13 protein-coding genes and 2 pseudogenes are annotated in these 17,748 nt (G+C 58.6%); 10 read left to right on the top strand and 5 right to left on the bottom strand.

Annotated elements, in window-relative coordinates; all coding sequences use genetic code 11:
* Window positions 1-158: 158 nt before the first annotated feature.
* From KGB14_RS06315 to KGB14_RS06305, 3 genes and pseudogenes are all read right to left on the bottom strand, one after another.
* Window positions 159-380 (bottom strand): helix-turn-helix domain-containing protein, encoded by a 222-nt coding sequence (locus KGB14_RS06315; RefSeq protein WP_223485044.1) that lies wholly within the window; start codon window positions 378-380, stop codon window positions 159-161.
* Window positions 381-404: 24 nt separating this feature from the next.
* Window positions 405-859 (bottom strand): annotated as a pseudogene (locus tag KGB14_RS06310) (tyrosine-type recombinase/integrase); the annotation flags it as partial.
* A gap of 250 nt (window positions 860-1,109) precedes the next feature.
* The gene (locus KGB14_RS06305; RefSeq protein WP_223484882.1) at window positions 1,110-2,024 is read right to left on the bottom strand and encodes a LysR family transcriptional regulator; all 915 of its coding nucleotides are present in this window, start codon (window positions 2,022-2,024) and stop codon (window positions 1,110-1,112) included.
* Window positions 2,025-2,292: 268 nt separating this feature from the next.
* Here KGB14_RS06305 and KGB14_RS06300 point away from each other — a divergent pair, with 268 nt between their 5' ends.
* The 4 genes from KGB14_RS06300 to pgm all read left to right on the top strand — a co-directional run bounded on the left by KGB14_RS06300 (window position 2,293) and on the right by pgm (window position 8,577).
* Window positions 2,293-3,315, top strand: a complete 1,023-nt coding sequence (locus KGB14_RS06300; protein ID WP_223484880.1) for a zinc-dependent alcohol dehydrogenase family protein — start codon at window positions 2,293-2,295, stop codon at window positions 3,313-3,315.
* A gap of 547 nt (window positions 3,316-3,862) precedes the next feature.
* Complete coding sequence (locus KGB14_RS06295; protein WP_223484878.1) at window positions 3,863-5,353, top strand: hypothetical protein; 1,491 nt, start codon at window positions 3,863-3,865, stop codon at window positions 5,351-5,353.
* Window positions 5,354-5,420: 67 nt separating this feature from the next.
* Window positions 5,421-6,821 carry a PLP-dependent aminotransferase family protein gene (locus KGB14_RS06290; protein ID WP_223484876.1) on the top strand — a complete coding sequence of 467 codons (1,401 nt, stop codon included), beginning with the start codon at window positions 5,421-5,423 and terminating at the stop codon, window positions 6,819-6,821.
* A 109-nt stretch (window positions 6,822-6,930) separates the two neighbouring features.
* A complete protein-coding gene (pgm, locus tag KGB14_RS06285) occupies window positions 6,931-8,577 on the top strand; it encodes a phosphoglucomutase (alpha-D-glucose-1,6-bisphosphate-dependent) (protein WP_223484874.1) in 1,647 nt (548 codons plus the stop codon).
* Between the two features lie 184 nt (window positions 8,578-8,761).
* Here the strand turns inward: pgm and KGB14_RS06280 are convergent, their stop codons facing one another.
* A complete protein-coding gene (locus KGB14_RS06280; protein WP_223484871.1) occupies window positions 8,762-9,457 on the bottom strand; it encodes a pirin family protein in 696 nt (231 codons plus the stop codon).
* A 279-nt stretch (window positions 9,458-9,736) separates the two neighbouring features.
* On the opposite strand from KGB14_RS06280, the gene KGB14_RS06275 reads away from it, so the two are divergent.
* The 3 genes from KGB14_RS06275 to KGB14_RS06265 all read left to right on the top strand — a co-directional run bounded on the left by KGB14_RS06275 (window position 9,737) and on the right by KGB14_RS06265 (window position 15,047).
* Window positions 9,737-12,211 carry a UvrD-helicase domain-containing protein gene (locus KGB14_RS06275; protein WP_223484869.1) on the top strand — a complete coding sequence of 825 codons (2,475 nt, stop codon included), beginning with the start codon at window positions 9,737-9,739 and terminating at the stop codon, window positions 12,209-12,211.
* 281 nt (window positions 12,212-12,492) lie between these two features.
* Window positions 12,493-13,869, top strand: a complete 1,377-nt coding sequence (locus tag KGB14_RS06270) for a pyridoxal-phosphate dependent enzyme (protein ID WP_223484867.1) — start codon at window positions 12,493-12,495, stop codon at window positions 13,867-13,869.
* Window positions 13,866-15,047, top strand: coding sequence for a cystathionine gamma-synthase (locus KGB14_RS06265; RefSeq protein ID WP_223484865.1), 1,182 nt, complete (start codon window positions 13,866-13,868; stop codon window positions 15,045-15,047). The genes KGB14_RS06270 and KGB14_RS06265 overlap by 4 nt, the downstream gene beginning before the upstream one ends.
* 59 nt (window positions 15,048-15,106) lie before the next feature.
* On the opposite strand, the gene KGB14_RS06260 is transcribed toward KGB14_RS06265, so the two are convergent.
* Window positions 15,107-15,382 (bottom strand): DUF1652 domain-containing protein, encoded by a 276-nt coding sequence (locus tag KGB14_RS06260; protein ID WP_223484863.1) that lies wholly within the window; start codon window positions 15,380-15,382, stop codon window positions 15,107-15,109.
* Window positions 15,383-15,640: 258 nt separating this feature from the next.
* Between KGB14_RS06260 and KGB14_RS06255 the strand changes: the two are divergent.
* From KGB14_RS06255 to KGB14_RS06245, 3 genes and pseudogenes are all read left to right on the top strand, one after another.
* Window positions 15,641-15,745 (top strand): annotated as a pseudogene (locus tag KGB14_RS06255) (hypothetical protein); the annotation flags it as partial.
* A complete protein-coding gene (locus tag KGB14_RS06250; RefSeq protein ID WP_223485054.1) occupies window positions 15,718-15,885 on the top strand; it encodes a hypothetical protein in 168 nt (55 codons plus the stop codon). The pseudogene KGB14_RS06255 and the gene KGB14_RS06250, both read left to right, overlap by 28 nt.
* A gap of 385 nt (window positions 15,886-16,270) precedes the next feature.
* The gene (locus KGB14_RS06245) at window positions 16,271-17,728 is read left to right on the top strand and encodes a serralysin family metalloprotease (protein WP_223484861.1); all 1,458 of its coding nucleotides are present in this window, start codon (window positions 16,271-16,273) and stop codon (window positions 17,726-17,728) included.
* Window positions 17,729-17,748: the final 20 nt, after the last annotated feature.

The raw sequence follows: 17,748 nt of genomic DNA, 5'->3' as shown, positions 1-17,748 counted from the left end.
TGAACCGCGAGAGGAAGTGAGCGAGTCAGAGGGTGCTGAACGTTGTGGCGTTCAGCGCCATCGTCGATCGAACATTGTTGAAGCTTTATCAGGCGAGTCACTCAGAGCGAGAGACGACGTCACTATCCTTTTATCCGGTGATCGGGTTTGTAATTGCGTCACTGTGTCGCTTTTCGCATCAACTCTTTGCGCAATTTCCCGGGGGACATGCCAAACATGTTCTGAAAATGTCGAATGAAATGAGGTGCATCGGCGAGCCCGCATTCGAAAGCGATTTCCCCTATATGTCGATCCGAGCTGATGAGGAGCCATCGGCCAAACCTGAGTCGAACCTGACGGTAGAATTGGGCTGGAGTGTTACTGGTTTCGGCGACAAACAGCCGCTCAAGTTGCCGTTTACTGGTTCAATCTGTCGTCACTCGCTCTGCATTTTGCCGCAACTGGTCTAAGTAGTTCGCCCATTGCTGAGCGCCTCCCGGCGTTGCGCTAGCAGTTGCGCGCGCGCGTACACCGCCCCCAGAGCGCCTGGCATCCGGTGGGATAATGAGAGTTCAAGCACGATTGGATCGATGCCTAAGTGCTCATGGGCAATCGTTCGGTAGGTAGCACGAAAGCCGTGGGCAGTGATGTCGTACTCCGGCCAAATACGCTGAAAGGACTTGAGGATGGAGGTTGGATTGATGGGGCGACCCGGATAGACCGGCGAGACGAACCCCCAGCCATTGCCTTCTTCATCGACCTCGCGGGTTTTATGTAGCTCGCGCAACAGAACCAAGGCTTGCTCAGGCAACGGCACGATGTGTTTGCTCTTATCCAGGTGCTTGGTCTTGCTGACTACGTAACGCCAATCGGCGCCGACCTAGGGACTTCGCCGTCGGCGTGTTTGCCGGGTTCAGTCAGCGAGCGGATGAAGGCATCACTGAGTTTTCGTCTGAAAACAGGCGCGTTATCTGGGGGGGCATCGGTGGGGGCACCGTTTTTTAAAAGTCGAAATTTGCCCCCAATTATGCCCCCTTTGGAATCCATTGGATTTAGACAGGCGACAACAGACTGTAAATACCAATAAGATATTGTTATTAAAGAGTTTTATGGAATTTTGTGGAATTCCATTACAGGCTATCGGGGTCCCCGAAAAACATCTGAATCCGCGACCTCAACCAACGCTCACCCGGATCATTATCCTGTGACCCGCGCCAGGCCATGTGCAATTCAAAACTGCGCACCGGCAACGGCGGGTCTTCAGCCCGAACGCCACCGGCCGCGGTCAACGCTTCGGCGGTATAGTCCGGGACGGTGGCCACGATATCAGTCCCGCTGATCAGTGTGCTCAACCCATTAAATTGCGGCACCGCCAGCACCACATGCCGTTTGCGTCCCAGTTTCTCCAGCTCTTCATCTATAAAGCCGCTCAGGTCGCCCGCGAACGAAACCAACGCGTGGGGGCGGGCGCAGAAATCATCCAGGCTCAACGGCCCCGGCACCGTGTCGGCTCGCAACAATTTCGGCATGCTGCGGCGCAGCACTTTGCGCTTGGCGTTGGCCGGCAGATCGGCGGTGTAGCTGACGCCAATGGAAATCTCGCCCGAGGCCAGCAGGTTCGGCATCAGGATGTAGTTGGCCCGACGCACCACCAGCACGATCCCCGGCGATTCCGCGCGCAGCCGCTTGAGCAGCATTGGCAGCAGCGCGAACTCGACATCGTCCGAGAGGCCGATACGGAACACCGCGTTGCTGGTTGCGGGGTCGAACTCCGCCGCACGACTGACCGCGGTGGAAATAGAATCCAGCGCCGGCGAGAGCAGGGCGAAGATTTCCACCGCCCGGGCGGAAGGCTCCATGCTGCGGCCGGTGCGCACGAACAGCGGGTCATCGAACAGCCCGCGCAGACGCGAAAGCGCCGCACTGATGGCGGGTTGGCCAAGGAACAATTTTTCCGCAGCGCGGGTCACGCTGCGTTCGTGCATCAGTGTTTCGAAAACGATCAACAGGTTCAGGTCGACACGACGCAGGTCATTACGATTCATCTGGAGTCCTGGCAGATTCAGCAAACTTGACGTGAGCGACCATATGAGAACAATGGCCGGCATGAATCTTACGGGGAAAGACTGGTACTCTGCACAGGGTAATTCAGATTTTTCTGAAAGGCTGCTTCGGTTTTCACGGCATTGGATGATGTCGCCGTCGCTGCGGAATCAATGACAGGCATGTCGACTATTAATAGCCACTGATGGTCTTGGGTAGAAAGCCCAGATAGAGTTCGGGGCATTAGAGGTTACTTTGACGAGGTTTGCGATGTCCCGCACGATCCGTTTTCACAAGTTTGGTCCAGCCGAGGTGCTCAAATGCGAAGAGCATGCGGCCGCTCTGCCTGCGCCGGGCGAAGTGCAGGTGCGCGTCGAAGCGATTGGCATCAGCTGGTACGACATTCTCTGGCGCCAGAACCTGGCCTCATCCCATGCTCGTCTGCCTTCAGGACTTGGCCATGAAATGGCTGGCGTGGTCACCATGGTCGGCGAGGGCGTCGATGACCTGGCGGTCGGTGACAAGGTCGCCAGCTTTCCGGCCGAAAGCCCCAACGACTATCCGGTCTATGGCGAACAGATCGTTCTGCCGCGCTCGGCATTGACCCGTTACCCGGACGTGCTCAGCCCGATCGAAGCCAGCGTGCACTACACGCCACTGTTGATCGCTTATTTTGCTTACGTCGATCTGGCGCGAGTCAAACCCGGGCAATTCGCCCTGGTGACCGACGCCAGCCACTGCGCCGGGCCGTCGTTCGTGCAACTGGGCAAAGCTCTCGGTGTGCGAGTGATCGCTGCGACCAAAACCGCGGATGAGCGAGAATACCTGCTGTCCCTGGGGGCCGAGAAAGTCATCGTTACTGAAGAACAGGATCTGCTGATGCAGATCAACAAGATGACTGACAACCGCGGCGTCGATGTGGTGTTCGATGGTCTTGGCGGGCCGCAGATGTCGCTGCTTGGCGATGTGCTCGCACCTCGTGGCAGCCTGGTCCTCTATGGCCTGCAAGGGGGTAACCAGACGCCATTCCCGGCCTGCGCAGCGTTCCAGAAGAACATCCAGTTCTTCGTACACTGCATCGGTAACTTCACCGGCAAGCCGGAACTGGGCATCATTCAGGATCAGGTCGCACTGCAACGCGCCCTGCGCGACATCAATCAGTTGACCGCGGACCGTGTGCTGCTGCCGCTCAAGACCCGGGTCTTCCCGTTTTCCGAGTTTGTCGAAGCCCACCGCTACATGGACGAATGCCCGTGCCGCGAACGGGTCGCCCTTCAGATCGAACCGGCATAAACGCTCTGTAAGAGTCCGTGGCCACACGGACTCTTTTGCTGCAATACCTTCCAAATGAGACGACAGGTCATGCGCTGGCTCAGCAACTGAGCTGGTTTTTTCTTTCAATCTGTATCTTCTAATCATCATATAAGCCCTGATAATTGAATGATTACTTTCATCTCAAGGAAAGAGTCATGGCCAAGTATCAGGCTGAAACTTCTCAGTGCGCGGCAATATATGCTCAACAAATAGTGTGGCGTCATTCCGTTGCCATAAAATCATTGGCGACTTCTTTCTTTATTTCTTGTGCTAAATGTCTGTGGGACGCTGTCGGAAATTTCCTAGGAAGTTGGGTGCAGCTCCGAGACGTGCATTCTGCGGGATGTTGCGGCTGCCTTGCCCTGTCTGGGAGTTTCGCCTCGCGCAATCATTTCAAATAATTACACAGAACTTAAGTGCTAGCATTTGATAATGAGTCGGCACTTCATTCATGACAGGCAGCCCATCACGCTATGCATAAAACCGTTTGCGTGGCATCGGACTTATGAGTAACAGGTAAACAATGATGACCAATACCCATGAACAGGCAATGACTTATGTTTATCAACAAATACTGCAGCGCTTGCTGGGGTTTTTCTCTCGTGCCGAGCGCACGGCGTTGCAATTGTTGATTCAGCGCCTGATGGTGTCCGCCGGAGGCATGGAGCGTATCGGCGATTACAAGGTGCTGGCGATCCAGTCCGGGTCTCGCGACAACTGCTACACCCTGGCGCTGCTGCGCGCCGCGCAACTGAGTATCGCCTGCCGGGCACCCGCAACGTTTCAACTGCGAGTGGCCACCTTGCGCTTGAACGGAGCGGCTTCGACAGCCCTGGAAAACATTCATCGCAGCTGCAGTGCGTTGTTTCTCTATGATGATCCCCGGGTCGAAGTATTGATGGTCGATAATCGCGAGGTCCTGCCATTCAATCATCTGGTGCCCATTTCTGAAGCCGGTCGCGAGTCGAACAGGCTCAACCTGTTGATGGTCGGGCACCGTCGCGCCTCGAGTGAACCGCTTGATCTGTGGGATGACGGCTACCTGGCAACCGGTGAGTTTTATGGGCAAATTGCCCGCTGGGACCGCGGTGTCGATGCATTGGTCAGTAGCGATACACCCCGTCGGCAGAAGCAGTTCCTCGATGGATTGAACCGTGCAGCGGCCAAGGCCGGGCTCACGGCATCGGATCAAAATGAAACGGGCTACGAGGGCCTGTTCGCACGGCTCGATGAACTGGGTAGCGACTGTTATCGCGAGTTTTACGCTGATGTCGCTCAAGCCGCCTGGCGTCCCGCCGATCGTTTTGAGGCCTGTCGCCGCACGACCTTCATCGATATTCACGACATGCTGGTCAGCAACCTGGAAGAGCGCTGGCCACTGCTCACCGATTTCCTCGGGTTTCAACCAGATGAACTGTCGGCTCAGCTCCGTGAAAACGACTACGCCAGCCCGTCGATATCCGCACACCTTCGCGGCCTGCAAGCGTGCTTTGTGCAGGGTCGCACCTACGAGGCAGGTGTCGGTGAATATTTGCAGCGGGCGCTGGTGATGATGCGTCGTAAACAACTGCCCGAACGTTTTTGCGAGCAGGCAATGGAAGCCTTCGGTAATCCGGTGGCCATGGCTGACCGGCGTGCCCTGGCGGCCGCCGAGGCGCAGAAGAGTCTCGGGCTGAGCGAAGCCCAACTGGTGTGTCTGCTATTCGCGCCTTTTGTCGATAACGGCGCGGCGCTCGAGCATTTTCTGCGTCAATGCCATCCCGGCATGCTGGTGGCGTTGCCGGACTTGCACCGGGCGATGCAAGGCAAGCCCGCGCCCGAGCAGGTTGTGCAGTGGATGGTCGATGTCAGCGGGTTGCCAGTGAACCTGATCGGTACGCTTTACCGCATGGCCCCGGTGGTCCGGGACGAGAGCGGGGTGCCTGACAGCGAAACCGGCGAGGTGCCTGTGCAAGCGGAAGCCATGGACCCTGAAAATCAGACGACCGCGCCTGGCGAATGGTCGACGGGCCGGTGAGAGTGCCTGGTTTGCCGGATTCATCAAGCATGCCTCGCGACGCTCGTAGCGTGTTCGGCCATTACCCATGAAAGGACCACGAGAAACCGATTTTGCTTACCAGGCGGTGTACCGTTATCTGACTAATCTGATCAATGAAGCGGGCACCGACATTCAGGTGCGTCTGCCTTCATTGCGACAGTTGGCGGACCGTCTGAGTGTATCGATCTCGACCATTCAGTACGCCTATTCGCTGTTGGAGAAGGAAGGGCGGGTCTATTCAGTCGCCAAGTCCGGCTACTACGCGCTGCCCGTGTCGTCCATCGGCATGCCCGGCAGTGGCAATGACCTGCTCGAAACGGTGTACGTCAACGCCAGGCGTCCCGGCATGCTGGTGTTGAGTGGTGATGAGCCGGCGTTGTTGCAATCCCTCGACAGCCCGCTGCTGCTGCTGGAGAGGGAGCTGCTGCGTCAGTATCCGCGCCAGCCACAACCGTCTTCGCAACCCTGTGGCGAACTGGAGTTGCGAACAGCCCTCGCGGCGCGCTACACCACTTCGCCGACGCGCTGCTGGCATGCCGACGATGTCTATATTGGCGCAGACCTGCGCGGCGTACTGGAAATACTGATCGCCGTCCTTGGCCTCAAAGACACCACGGTGGTAGTCGAATCGCCGTGCGACTGGGTGATTCTGCGCTTGCTGCAGGACGCAGACGTGCAGGTGATCGAACTGCCGTTGAATCCCGATGGGGGTCTGGACCTCGAGCAGTTGGAGAAGGTCCTTGAAACCGAGCCGGTGCGACTGGTGATGCTTTCATCGGGACTGAACATGCCGCGAGGCAGTGTGGCGCCTGACAGCAACAAACAATCCACTGCGCAGTTGCTGGAGCGACATGGCAGTTGGGTGCTGGAAAACGACTGTTATGGTGAACTTGAGTTCGAGCCCAGCGGCCTGCGGTTTCGCGATCTGCTGGACCCTGACCGATTGATCGTGTTTTCCACGTTCGAGAAAATCATCGGCCCGGAGGCGCCATACGGCTATCTGCTTTCGCGACCTTTGCGCGCCGAACTGCAGCGGTACTTTCTGCTGCGTTCGTTCCGCTTGTCACTGATTCGCCAGAAAGCCATTGCGCGGTTATATAGCAATGGACGTATCGATCAGCATCTGCTGGTGTTACGTCGACTGCTCAGGGAACGCATGGGGCAGATGACCCAACTGTTTCAAGAGCGTCTGCCTGATGCCCTGCACTTTATTGAACCCCGGGGCGGGGCGACGATCTGGATCCGCTCGTTGCGCCAGGTCGATGTGCATCGAGTGTTCCAGCGCCTGCTCAAGCAGCATGTAGTCGTTGCGCCGGGGGAGTTATTCAGCCTGAGGGGCCTGCATGCGCAACACTTGCGCCTGAGTCATACCTTCGGTGGCCACCACGACCTCGCCGCCGCATTGGGCCTGCTGGGGGATGCCTTGCGCCTGGAGTCGATCGATTGAGCCGAGGTGCCAGCATCCTGAATACCTGACAATCGATAACATCGCGCTTGGGTCAAACTGTCAGTAAACTGCGTTCAATTCCCGAACCACTCTCTCTCAGAGGTTTTGCATGACACTCAGTCCTTTTGCGGGCAAACCGGCACCGGCAGAACTGTTGGTCGACATCCCGCGACTGGTAACGGCCTATTACACCGGCCAGCCCGATGCAGCCATTTCTACCCAGCGTGTCGCCTTCGGCACGTCCGGACACCGAGGTAGCTCGTTCGACCTGAGTTTCAACGAGTGGCACGTTCTGGCCATCAGCCAGGCGATCTGCCTGTACCGCGAAGCCCAGGGCATCGACGGCCCGCTGTTTGTCGGCATCGATACTCACGCGCTGTCCACGCCGGCCGGTGCCAGCGCCCTGGAAGTCCTGGCGGCGAACGGCGTGACGGTGATGATCGCCGAAGGCGACGAGTACACGCCGACGCCAGCCATTTCCCACGCGATTCTTTGCTACAACCGTGGGCGCACCTCGGGCCTGGCGGACGGCATCGTCATCACCCCGTCCCACAATCCGCCGCAAAGCGGTGGTTACAAGTACAACCCTACCAATGGCGGCCCGGCCGATACCCACATCACCAAGTGGATCGAAGCCAAGGCCAACGAATTGCTGGCGGCCAAACTCGCTGGCGTCAAGCGCATCAGTTACGAGCAGGCCCTGAAGGCCAGCACCACCCATCGTCACGATTACCTCAACACCTATGTCGCTGACCTGATCAACGTGATCGACTTCGACGCCATCCGTGATGCGAAGCTGCGTCTGGGTGTCGATCCGTTGGGCGGAGCAGGGGTGCGCTACTGGTCGGCGATTGCCGAGCACTATCGCCTGGATCTGGAAGTGGTGAATAAAGAGGTTGATGCGACATTCCGTTTCATGACCGTCGACTGGGACGGGCAGATCCGCATGGACCCATCGTCCAGCCACGCCATGCAAGGCCTGATCGGTCTGAAAGAGCGTTTCGACGTGGCCTTTGCCTGTGACCCGGATCACGACCGCCATGGCATCGTGACCCCGTCCGGTGGTTTGCTGGCACCGAACAACTACCTCGCCGTGTCGATCGACTACCTGTTCCAGAACCGTCCACAGTGGCGCGCCGATGCCGCAGTGGGCAAAACCGTGGTCAGCAGCGGCTTGATCGATCGCGTTGCCAAGCGTCTGGGTCGTCGTCTGTACGAAGTACCGGTCGGTTTCAAATGGTTTGCCGACGGTCTGTTCGACGGTTCTCTGGGCTTTGGCGGTGAAGAAAGCGCCGGCGCGTCGTTCCTGCGCAAGGACGGCAGCGTCTGGAGCACCGACAAGGATGGGTTGATTCCGGCACTGCTGGCCGCCGAAATGACCGCTCGCACGGGCCGTGACCCAAGCCAGGCCTATCGTGCATTGACCGATGAACTGGGCGAACCGTTCTCGGTGCGGGTCGATGCCAAGGCGAATCCTGAGCAGAAAGCGCTGCTGAGCAAATTGTCGCCGGATCAGGTCACCTCGACTCAACTGGCGGGCGAAGCGATCCAGAGCATTCTCAGCCACGCACCGGGCAACGACCAAGCCATCGGCGGTCTGAAAGTCATGACCGAGAACGGCTGGTTTGCGGCGCGTCCGTCGGGCACTGAGGATATCTACAAGATCTATGCGGAAAGCTTTGTCAGTGACGACCACCTGAAGCAGCTGGTGGCAGAAGCTCAGACACTTGTGGATGGCGCAATTTCTGCGAAGTGATTGAGGGCCCTTCGCGGGCAAGCCTCGCTCCTACAGGAATAGCGTCGATCACATAATTTGTGGGCGACTACGTTCTGTAGGAGCGAGGCTTGCCCGCGAAGGCGTCGCTACAGTCACCCGGAATTTCAGCCAAAAAAAGGGCGACCATCCACGGTCGCCCCTTTTTTGTCCTGCATTTACCGCATCAAGCCACATCCACCAACACGATTTCACTGTCCTCAATCGCGGTCACGCGCAGGAGCTGCTCATCGGCTACCGCGACACCGTCTCGAGCTTGTGCGCGCAAGCCATTGACTTCAATGACACCCGTTGCTGGCACCAGGTAGGCGCGACGGCCATTGTCCAGGCGGTATTCCGCCGTTTCCCCGGCTTTCAGGTTGGCCGCCACCAGACGCGCATCGGCGCGAATGTGCAGGCTTTGATCGTCACCGGCCTTGCCGCTGGCCAGGGTGACGAAACCTTCGCGCTCGCCTTTGGGGAACGGCTTGGCACCCCACGACGGGGCCGAACCGGCTTCGTTGGGGATGATCCAGATCTGAAAGATCCGGGTCTCGGTCGTTTCCAGGTTGTATTCGCTGTGGGCGATCCCGGTGCCGGCGCTCATCACCTGAACGTCGCCCGCTTCGGTGCGGCCCTTGTTGCCGAGGTTGTCCTGGTGGGTAATCGCGCCTTCACGAACGTAGGTGATAATTTCCATGTCCCGGTGCGGGTGTTGCGGGAACCCGGTACCGGGTGCAATCACATCGTCGTTCCACACGCGCAGGTTGCCCCAGTTCATGCGTTTGGGGTCGTGGTATTCGGCGAACGAAAAGTGGTGATGGGCATCCAACCAGCCATGGTGCGCGCCACCCAGCGAGTTGAAAGGTCTGAGTTCAAGCATGATCGTCTCCTGAAAAGGTTCGTCATGGGGCAGAACGCCTGAGCCACAAACGAGAACCGGTGGTTGATGGCAAACATCATCTATCAGGTACTAATCGATAAAAAGCGTAAAAAATGCCTCAATACAATCGAATTAATTGATATCAAATAACCTCGAAATATTCTCATCCAGCCTTCACTTCATCGCATAAGCCAATGACCTGTAAGCATTTCACTAGAACTCAACGGCAAATGCAGACACCATAGCCCTCAACAGCCTCACACCCTGGAGTCCGTCAGCGTGCCGCAACACACCCCCGATCTTCCTCCTGAACTTCGTCCCCTGGCCGAGATGCCACTGCTCAAGCGCCTGGCTGCCCGGTTCTTTGGCCATGGCCTTACCCGTCTGCGCGCGCAACACCGCGCGTCCTGGCTGCACGGCCAGGCCGACGGCTTTCGCAGCGGCCACAGCGCCGGCGTGGAGTACGGCTATAAGGAAGGCAAGCTCGAGGGGCTGGAGGAAGGTCGGCAGGTTCTGTTGATTCGCGACTCGCGCTCAACCGAGCATCGACCGCCCAACGTCGACGACAACCTGTTCGACGATTGGCGCCTGCCATTGAGTGCTGAACTGAAGAAACGCATGAAGGCCGATGTGGCGCGACTGCTGCCCGCGCACGCCCAGCCGAGCGCTGCCCAATGGAAGATGATTTTCAGCGACACGCCGTCGACTTCGGTGATCGCCGGGGCGGGCGCGGGCAAGTCGACCACCCTGGTGCTGCGAATCTTGCTGCTCAGCCACTACCTGGGGTTTGAGCTGAGTTCGATGACCGTGGTGACCTTCACCCGCGAATCGCGCAAGGACTTCATCAACAAGCTGATCGAGTTGTTTGCAGTGTGGGGCCGGGGAATCAGCTTTAAAGAGGCGCGCGATCTGGTGCGCACTTTCCATTCGCGGATCCTGCCAATGGTTCGAAGCCTGCCGGGTTTCGAGCGCCTGCAAGCCTTCGAAAACCTCAGCCATCGGGTGCAAAGCGGCGACGAGGAGGTCGACAGCAATCCTTTCGACTTGCGGATCAATGACGCGCAGCGCCAGCAACTCAACGCCTGCTACCACAACCTGCACACCCGCGATGAGCGCTTTCGCGAGTTGATCAAGCCTTTGTCTCGCCACGCCTTGCAGCTCAAGGAACTGGAGCGTGATCACCCGGACGTACAGAAACGCATGGCGGTGACTGAGCTGGCCGCCAAGCGCGATGAAGAGCTGTGCGACACCCTCGAAGATTTGTGGTTTCGCGCGGGTGCCTGGCCGATCAAGGGCATCGAACCGAATCGTCAGACCTTCGACATTAATGGCTCGACCTTTCATTGCCACGGCTACATTCCGACGCTCGACGCCTGGGTGGTGCTGGGTTTCGACCCTCGGGAAAATCCCCAGCTCAGCCGTCCGAATGCCAAACTTTCAGTGCGCGCAGAATGGGCGGTAAAGCGCACCCTGTTTCAAGCTTTCTGTCGTAAGCCTTTGATATGGCTAGATAGTTATGAGTCTTCAAGGCGTGTCTTGGCCTCTCTTGCCGGAGACGCCAGCGCCGGGCCGGGCTTCGATTACAAGGTCAAGGGCGAGCTCGGCTCCGCGCCGTTGCTGGACTGTTTTGTCGCGGCGGCCGGGTTTATCGAAAACCTCGGCCTGGATGTGCCCGACGCCGTGGGCCGGATGAGTTTCGCCAAGGACGACCCGGACCGGTTTTTCTTTGAGGCCTTGAGCCTGTTCTGGCGAGCGCTGGAAGATCATCTGCTGGATCAATCGCCACCGGTGATGACCTACAACCGGATGTTCGCCTTGTTCAGCGAACATTCGCCGGAGAATCTCAAGCTGCTCAGCGATGAGTTGCTCAGGCCGATGTCGCACTTGATGATCGACGAGTTTCAGGACGTGTCGCCGCAGATCGTTTCCTGGATTCGCGCCAGCCTGGCAGAGATCCGCAGTCGCGGACCGGCCATGCATGTGGGGCGCGGCGCGCAACGTTCGTCATTGCTCTGTGTCGGTGATGACTGGCAGTCCATCTATGGTTGGCGCGGCAGTTCGCCGACTTACTTCATGGAGTTCAACAAGGAATTCCCGTCGCCGAGTACGACCAAAGTGATGCTCAGCGACAATTACCGCAGCCATCAGCACATCATCGACGCGGCGGAGCATATTGTCCGCGCGGCGCCGGCGATCGCTGGCAAGAAGGCCAAGGCCAGCGGTGAACCCAAGGCGCTGCTGCCGGTAAATGTTCTTGATCGGGATGACCAGGGCCTGGCCCAGCGCCTGATCGAGCACTACAGAAAGGGCGATTCAATCTTGATGCTTTATCGAAAAAGCAGCGATAAGTCGTTGATAGAAGAGCATATTCAGTCTGTAGTTAATGTAGATTCTAGCTTGCCGTATGACGCTCGACGGCTCAAGCAACTGACCTATCACAGCGCCAAGGGCCTGCAGGCCGATGCGGTATTTCTGCTCGGTGATTGCCAGCACCTGACCAGTTCACCTTACAAGAATCAGGTCTATCGTATGGCCGGGCTCGGCAAGGCTGGCGACAGCGAGCCTTACGACAGCGCACAGAAAGACGAGATTTTGCGCCTGGCCTACGTGGGCATCACTCGGGCGGTGAGCCATTGCTACTGGTATGTCGATGGCCAGGATACTCAGGCGGCGAACATGCCCAAGGCTTCCGACCGGATCGGCAAAGGCAAGGTGTTCTTTGCGGATCATCGTCAAGGAAAAGTGCCGGCCTGACCCCTGATGCTGTTCACATAAGGGCGTCTTGAGTCAGAACACCTGTGGCGAGGGAGCTTACTCCCGCTTGAGTGCGCAGCACTCATAAAAATCGGTGGCCGCTACGCGACCCAATGCGAGCAAGCTCCCTCGCCACAGAGACGCAACCGACGGGCTGCGAAAAGTTGCGGGGGCCGCAATCCCGGCCTATGGTCCAAGCGAGGCTTTGCTGGCGACTGGCGAGCTTGACTGCCCCAGGTTGCTGTCCATCCAAATGCGGATTACCGCAGCGAGGTGACGACATGCCGAACGACTCCCGACCCGCCGTGCTCGAACTGATCGGTAACACGCCGCTGGTGCGTGTCAGCCGCTTCGATACCGGCCCGTGTACGCTGTTTCTCAAGCTCGAATCGCAGAACCCCGGTGGCTCGATCAAGGACCGCATCGGCCTGGCGATGATCGACGACGCCGAGCGCGATGGCCGCCTGCGTCCCGGTGGCACCATCGTCGAGGCCACCGCCGGCAACACCGGGCTGGGCCTGGCGCTGGTCGGCCGTGCCAAGGGTTACCGAGTGGTGTTGGTGGTGCCGGACAAAATGTCCACCGAGAAGGTGCTGCACCTCAAGGCGATGGGGGCCGAGGTGCACATCACTCGCTCCGATGTCGGCAAGGGCCATCCCGATTATTACCAGGACGTTGCAGCACGTCTGGCGCAAGACATTCCCGATGCCTTCTTCGCCGATCAGTTCAACAATCCGGCCAACCCGCTGGCCCACGAGTGCAGCACCGCGCCGGAAATCTGGGCGCAGACCCAGCATGATGTGGATGCCATTGTCGTCGGCGTCGGTTCGGCCGGCACGCTGACCGGGCTGACCCGTTTCTTTCGCCGCGTGCAACCGAACCTGGAAATGGTACTGGCCGATCCGGTCGGCTCGGTGATGGCCGAATACAGCCGCAGCGGCACCCTGGGTACGCCAGGCTCCTGGGCGGTGGAGGGCATTGGCGAAGACTTCATTCCGTCGATTGCCGACCTTTCCAGCGTGCGTAAGGCCTATTCGATCAGCGACGAGGAAAGCTTCGATCATGCCCGCCAATTGCTACGTGCCGAAGGCATTCTCGGCGGCTCCTCGACGGGCACATTGCTCGCAGCGGCGCTGCGCTACTGCCGCGAGCAAACCGAGCCGAAGCGGGTGGTCAGTTTCGTCTGCGACACCGGTACCCGCTACTTGTCGAAGGTCTACAACGACCAGTGGATGAACGATCAGGGCTTGCTTGCGCGCAAGGGCTACGGCGATCTGCGTGACCTGATCGCGCGGCGTTTCGAGGATGGCCGGGTGGTCAGTGTAGGCCCGGACGACACGCTGCTCACCGCTTTCCAGCGCATGCGCCTGGCGGATGTGTCGCAACTGCCGGTGCTGGTGGACGGGCAGCGGCTGGTCGGGGTGATCGACGAGTCGGATATTCTGCTTGGCGTGCACGAAGACGCTTCGCACTTCCGTATGCCCGTGGCCAGTGCGATGACCGACAAACTGGAAACCCTGCCACCCGGCGCCAGTCTGGCGGAACTGGAGGCCAAGCTCGACCGTGGACTGGTGGCGATCATCGCCGATTCCTCAGGCTTTCACGGCCTGATCACCCGCGTCGACATGCTCAATTACCTGCGGAGATCTCTTGCATGAGTCAGCACGATGAAACCGCCAAGCCACGTGCCTTCGCCACCCGTGTGATCCATGCCGGACAGACACCGGACCCTTCCACCGGGGCACTGATGCCGCCGATTTACGCCAACTCCACCTATCTGCAACAGAGCCCCGGTGTGCACAAGGGCTTCGACTATGGGCGTTCGCACAACCCGACGCGCTTTGCGTTGGAGCGTTGCGTGGCGGATCTCGAGGGCGGCACTCGAGCTTTCGCCTTCGCCTCCGGGCTGGCGGCGATCGCCAATGTGCTCGAACTGCTCGACACTGGCGCACACATTGTCTCCGGCAATGACCTCTACGGCGGTACTTTCCGCCTGTTCGACAAGGTGCGCCGGCGCAGCGCCGGGCATCGTTTCAGCTTCGTCGACCTGACCGACCTGGCGGCCTTCGAAGCGGCGCTGCAGGACGACACGCGGATGGTCTGGGTCGAGACGCCGAGCAATCCTTTGCTGAGTCTCACCGATCTCGCCGCCGTCGCGGGTATCTGTCGCGAGCGAGGCATCATCTGTGTGGCCGACAACACCTTCGCCAGTCCGTGGATACAGCGCCCGCTGGAGTCGGGTTTCGATATCGTGCTGCACTCGACGACCAAATATTTGAACGGTCATTCCGATGTGATCGGTGGCATCGCGGTGGTCGGGCAGAACGTCGAGCTGGCCGAACGCCTGGGCTTCCTGCAGAACGCGGTAGGGGCCATCGCCGGGCCGTTCGACGCTTTCCTCACCTTGCGTGGCGTGAAGACCTTGGCGCTGCGCATGGAACGTCACTGCGACAACGCGCTGGACCTGGCGCAATGGCTGGAGCGCCAGCCGCAGGTGGCGCGCGTCTACTATCCGGGTCTGCCGTCACATCCACAGCACGAACTGGCGCGGCGGCAGATGCGTGGCTTCGGCGGGATGATTTCTCTGGACCTGAGCAGCGACCTGGCCGGTGCCAGGCGTTTCCTCGAGAGTGTGCGGATCTTCGCTCTGGCCGAGAGCCTGGGCGGGGTGGAAAGCCTGATCGAGCACCCGGCAATCATGACCCATGCCAGCATCCCGGTCGAAACCCGTGCACAGCTCGGTATCGGCGATGCGCTGGTGCGTTTGTCAGTGGGTGTCGAGGATGTCGAAGACTTGCGCGCCGATCTGACCCAGGCGCTATTGCAGATCGGTTAAGCGCAATCAATGTGGGAGCGGGCTTACCCGCTCCCACATGTTTTGTGGAGTGTTAGCCGTCAGGCATAACTTCTGAGGGCCTGCGGTGGAATGAACGCCTCCAGTTCGTCTTCCACAGCTTCGATGATTCGTTCTACATCCGCCGCATTCATGACTGTTGCGCAAGGAATGCCAGCGATGGCGATCATGGTTTCGCCACTGGCGCGGTCGAACAGCCGGGCAACCATGCTGCCTGGTGCATCCATGGTCGCTTCGAAACCCATGGGATGAAAATGCCAGCGCATCAGCTGGCAGGCATTGGGAAAAGTGACTTTGCTGAAAGACCTTTCATTCATGTGTTGCCCACCTTCATCATCGAGCGCTTCCTTTAGCTCATGTTAGGAGGGAAGAGCCTTCATTGGCTCAACCGTTGACTGTCTTTAAAAGTAGCACCCAGATGTGAAAATCATGTGGAATTTTTCAGTCCGTTTGGCGATTGGTTCAGTTTTTTTTGATGCAGATCACGGGATACCGGTTTTTCGGCGAAAGGTCGGCATTGCCGGGGCATCCATTGGCCATTGAAGTTTTGAGTGATGGAGTTTTGCATGCCGGTCGGCATCCCCGATGAAGTAGAGATTGTCCTCGAACGAGAAGGCATTGACTGCGATTATCGAAAGGGCGGGGTGCTTTATTGTGCGGCGCGTTATCCAGAGCAAGAAATCGCCGCTGGCTGGGCTACAGCGCAATCATCCGCAGCTTTGTCCACGAAGACCAGACCCTGGCCAACCCGGCCACCGCGCCCTGGCGACGCAAACTGGCCAGCGGTATTGCGGGGTTCATGGAAGGGTTCATGCACTGAGCAGCGGTGCTCTATCTCTGGCCACTACTACAACTAACTGAATGTTTAATTTAGTTGGTGGCAATGCACTGGCACTTATATTGAGTCGTCCAGAAATATGAGAACCCCTCAACAAAAAACAACTAATCCCTATTTAATATTTAGATAGTCGATTGTCAGACAATCTGGCCGAAACCCAGAACTAAAAACTATATTTCGACAGCATGCGTACTGTTTTCGGGAGTTTCCCGGAGTCACACAATTTGACCTCAAAAAAAATGTAGACGTTTGATTTCGAATTGTGTCAGCTTTCTTTCGCCTTCATTGGGCGAGTGATAGGACGATCTCGCCAGAGATTGTCGTATCAGACAAAAACTGTTCCATTGCTAAACAAGGAAGTGTGTTTATGTCGAAAGTAAAAGACAACGCTATTGATCTTGCCGAACAGGCCTTTGCGCCATTGCAAGCGCTGGCTGCTCCCAGTTCCGCCTACAACCAGATCGATAGTTTCAGCCATCAGTACGATCGTGGCGGCAACCTCACGGTCAATGGCAAACCCTCCTTCTCCGTCGACGAGGCTGCTACCCAGCTGCTGCGTGACGGCGCTGCCTACCAGGACAAGGACGGCAGCGGCAAAATTGAACTCACCTATACGTTCCTGACCTCGGCTTCATCGAGCACCATGAACAAGCACGGCATTACCGGGTTCAGTCAGTTCAACACGCAACAGAAAGCCCAGGCCGCGCTCGCCATGCAATCCTGGGCCGACGTGGCCAATGTCACCTTCACCGAGAAATCCTCCGGCGGTGACGGTCACATGACTTTCGGTAACTACAGCGGCGGTCAGGACGGCGCGGCGGCATTCGCTTACCTGCCTGGCACGGGTGCAGGTTATGACGGTACTTCCTGGTACCTGACCAACAGCAGCTACACGCCGAACAAGACGCCGGACCTGAACAACTACGGCCGTCAGACCCTGACCCACGAAATCGGTCACACCCTGGGCCTGGCTCACCCTGGCGATTACAACGCCGGTGAAGGCGCGCCGACCTACAATGACGCGACCTACGGGCAAGACACTCGCGGCTACAGCGTCATGAGCTACTGGAGTGAAAGCAATACCGACCAGAACTTCAGCAAGGGCGGTGTGGAAGCCTATTCCTCCGGCCCGCTGATGGACGATATCGCCGCCATTCAGAAGCTCTACGGCGCTAACACCACCACCCGTACCGGCGATACCACCTACGGCTTCAACTCCAACGCCGGGCGCGACTTCCTGAGCGCCTCTTCGTCGTCGGACAAAGTCGTGTTCTCGGTGTGGGATGCGGGCGGCAAGGACACCCTGGACTTCTCCGGCTTCACGCAAAACCAGAAGATCAACCTCAATGAAGCCTCGTTCTCCGACGTTGGCGGCCTGGTGGGCAACGTGTCCATCGCCAAGGGCGTCACCGTCGAGAACGCGATTGGTGGTTCGGGTAGCGACCTGCTGATCGGTAACAGCGTGTCCAACGAACTGAAAGGCGGTGCCGGCAACGACATCCTCTTTGGCGCGGGCGGTGCCGACAAGCTGTGGGGCGGCTCGGGTTCGGACACTTTCGTGTTCGCGGCCAGCAGCGACTCCAAGCCAGGTGCCGTAGACCAGATCTTCGATTTTGTCAGCGGCCTGGACAAGATCGACCTGACCGGCATCACCAAGGGCGCGGGCCTGCATTTCGTGAACTCGTTCACCGGTGCGGCAGGCGATGCAGTGTTGAGCACTTCCGGTGGCAACAGCTTGCTGTCGGTGGACTTCTCCGGGCACGGCGTAGCTGACTTCCTGGTCAGTACCGTTGGCCAGGCGGCGTTCTCGGACATCGTGGCCTGATTCAAGGCATAAAGGAGAGC

It is taken from the genome of Pseudomonas sp. A-RE-19 (genome assembly GCF_019956555.1).
In the GTDB taxonomy this organism is placed as follows: Bacteria; Pseudomonadota; Gammaproteobacteria; order Pseudomonadales; family Pseudomonadaceae; genus Aquipseudomonas.
Note: the sequence above shows the minus strand (reverse complement) of the source record. Positions and strands in the feature narration are given on the sequence as shown.

Bases quoted from the DNA above. Each gene is read 5' to 3' on its own strand.
- KGB14_RS06305 (WP_223484882.1), bottom strand. From the start codon at position 2,024: ATGAATCGTAATGACCTGCGTCGTGTCGACCTGAACCTGTTGATCGTT.
- KGB14_RS06300 (WP_223484880.1), top strand. From the start codon at position 2,293: ATGTCCCGCACGATCCGTTTTCACAAGTTTGGTCCAGCCGAGGTGCTC.
- KGB14_RS06295 (WP_223484878.1), top strand. From the start codon at position 3,863: ATGACCAATACCCATGAACAGGCAATGACTTATGTTTATCAACAAATA.
- KGB14_RS06290 (WP_223484876.1), top strand. From the start codon at position 5,421: ATGAAAGGACCACGAGAAACCGATTTTGCTTACCAGGCGGTGTACCGT.
- pgm (WP_223484874.1), top strand. From the start codon at position 6,931: ATGACACTCAGTCCTTTTGCGGGCAAACCGGCACCGGCAGAACTGTTG.
- KGB14_RS06280 (WP_223484871.1), bottom strand. From the start codon at position 9,457: ATGCTTGAACTCAGACCTTTCAACTCGCTGGGTGGCGCGCACCATGGC.
- KGB14_RS06270 (WP_223484867.1), top strand. From the start codon at position 12,493: ATGCCGAACGACTCCCGACCCGCCGTGCTCGAACTGATCGGTAACACG.
- KGB14_RS06265 (WP_223484865.1), top strand. From the start codon at position 13,866: ATGAGTCAGCACGATGAAACCGCCAAGCCACGTGCCTTCGCCACCCGT.
- KGB14_RS06260 (WP_223484863.1), bottom strand. From the start codon at position 15,382: ATGAATGAAAGGTCTTTCAGCAAAGTCACTTTTCCCAATGCCTGCCAG.
- KGB14_RS06245 (WP_223484861.1), top strand. From the start codon at position 16,271: ATGTCGAAAGTAAAAGACAACGCTATTGATCTTGCCGAACAGGCCTTT.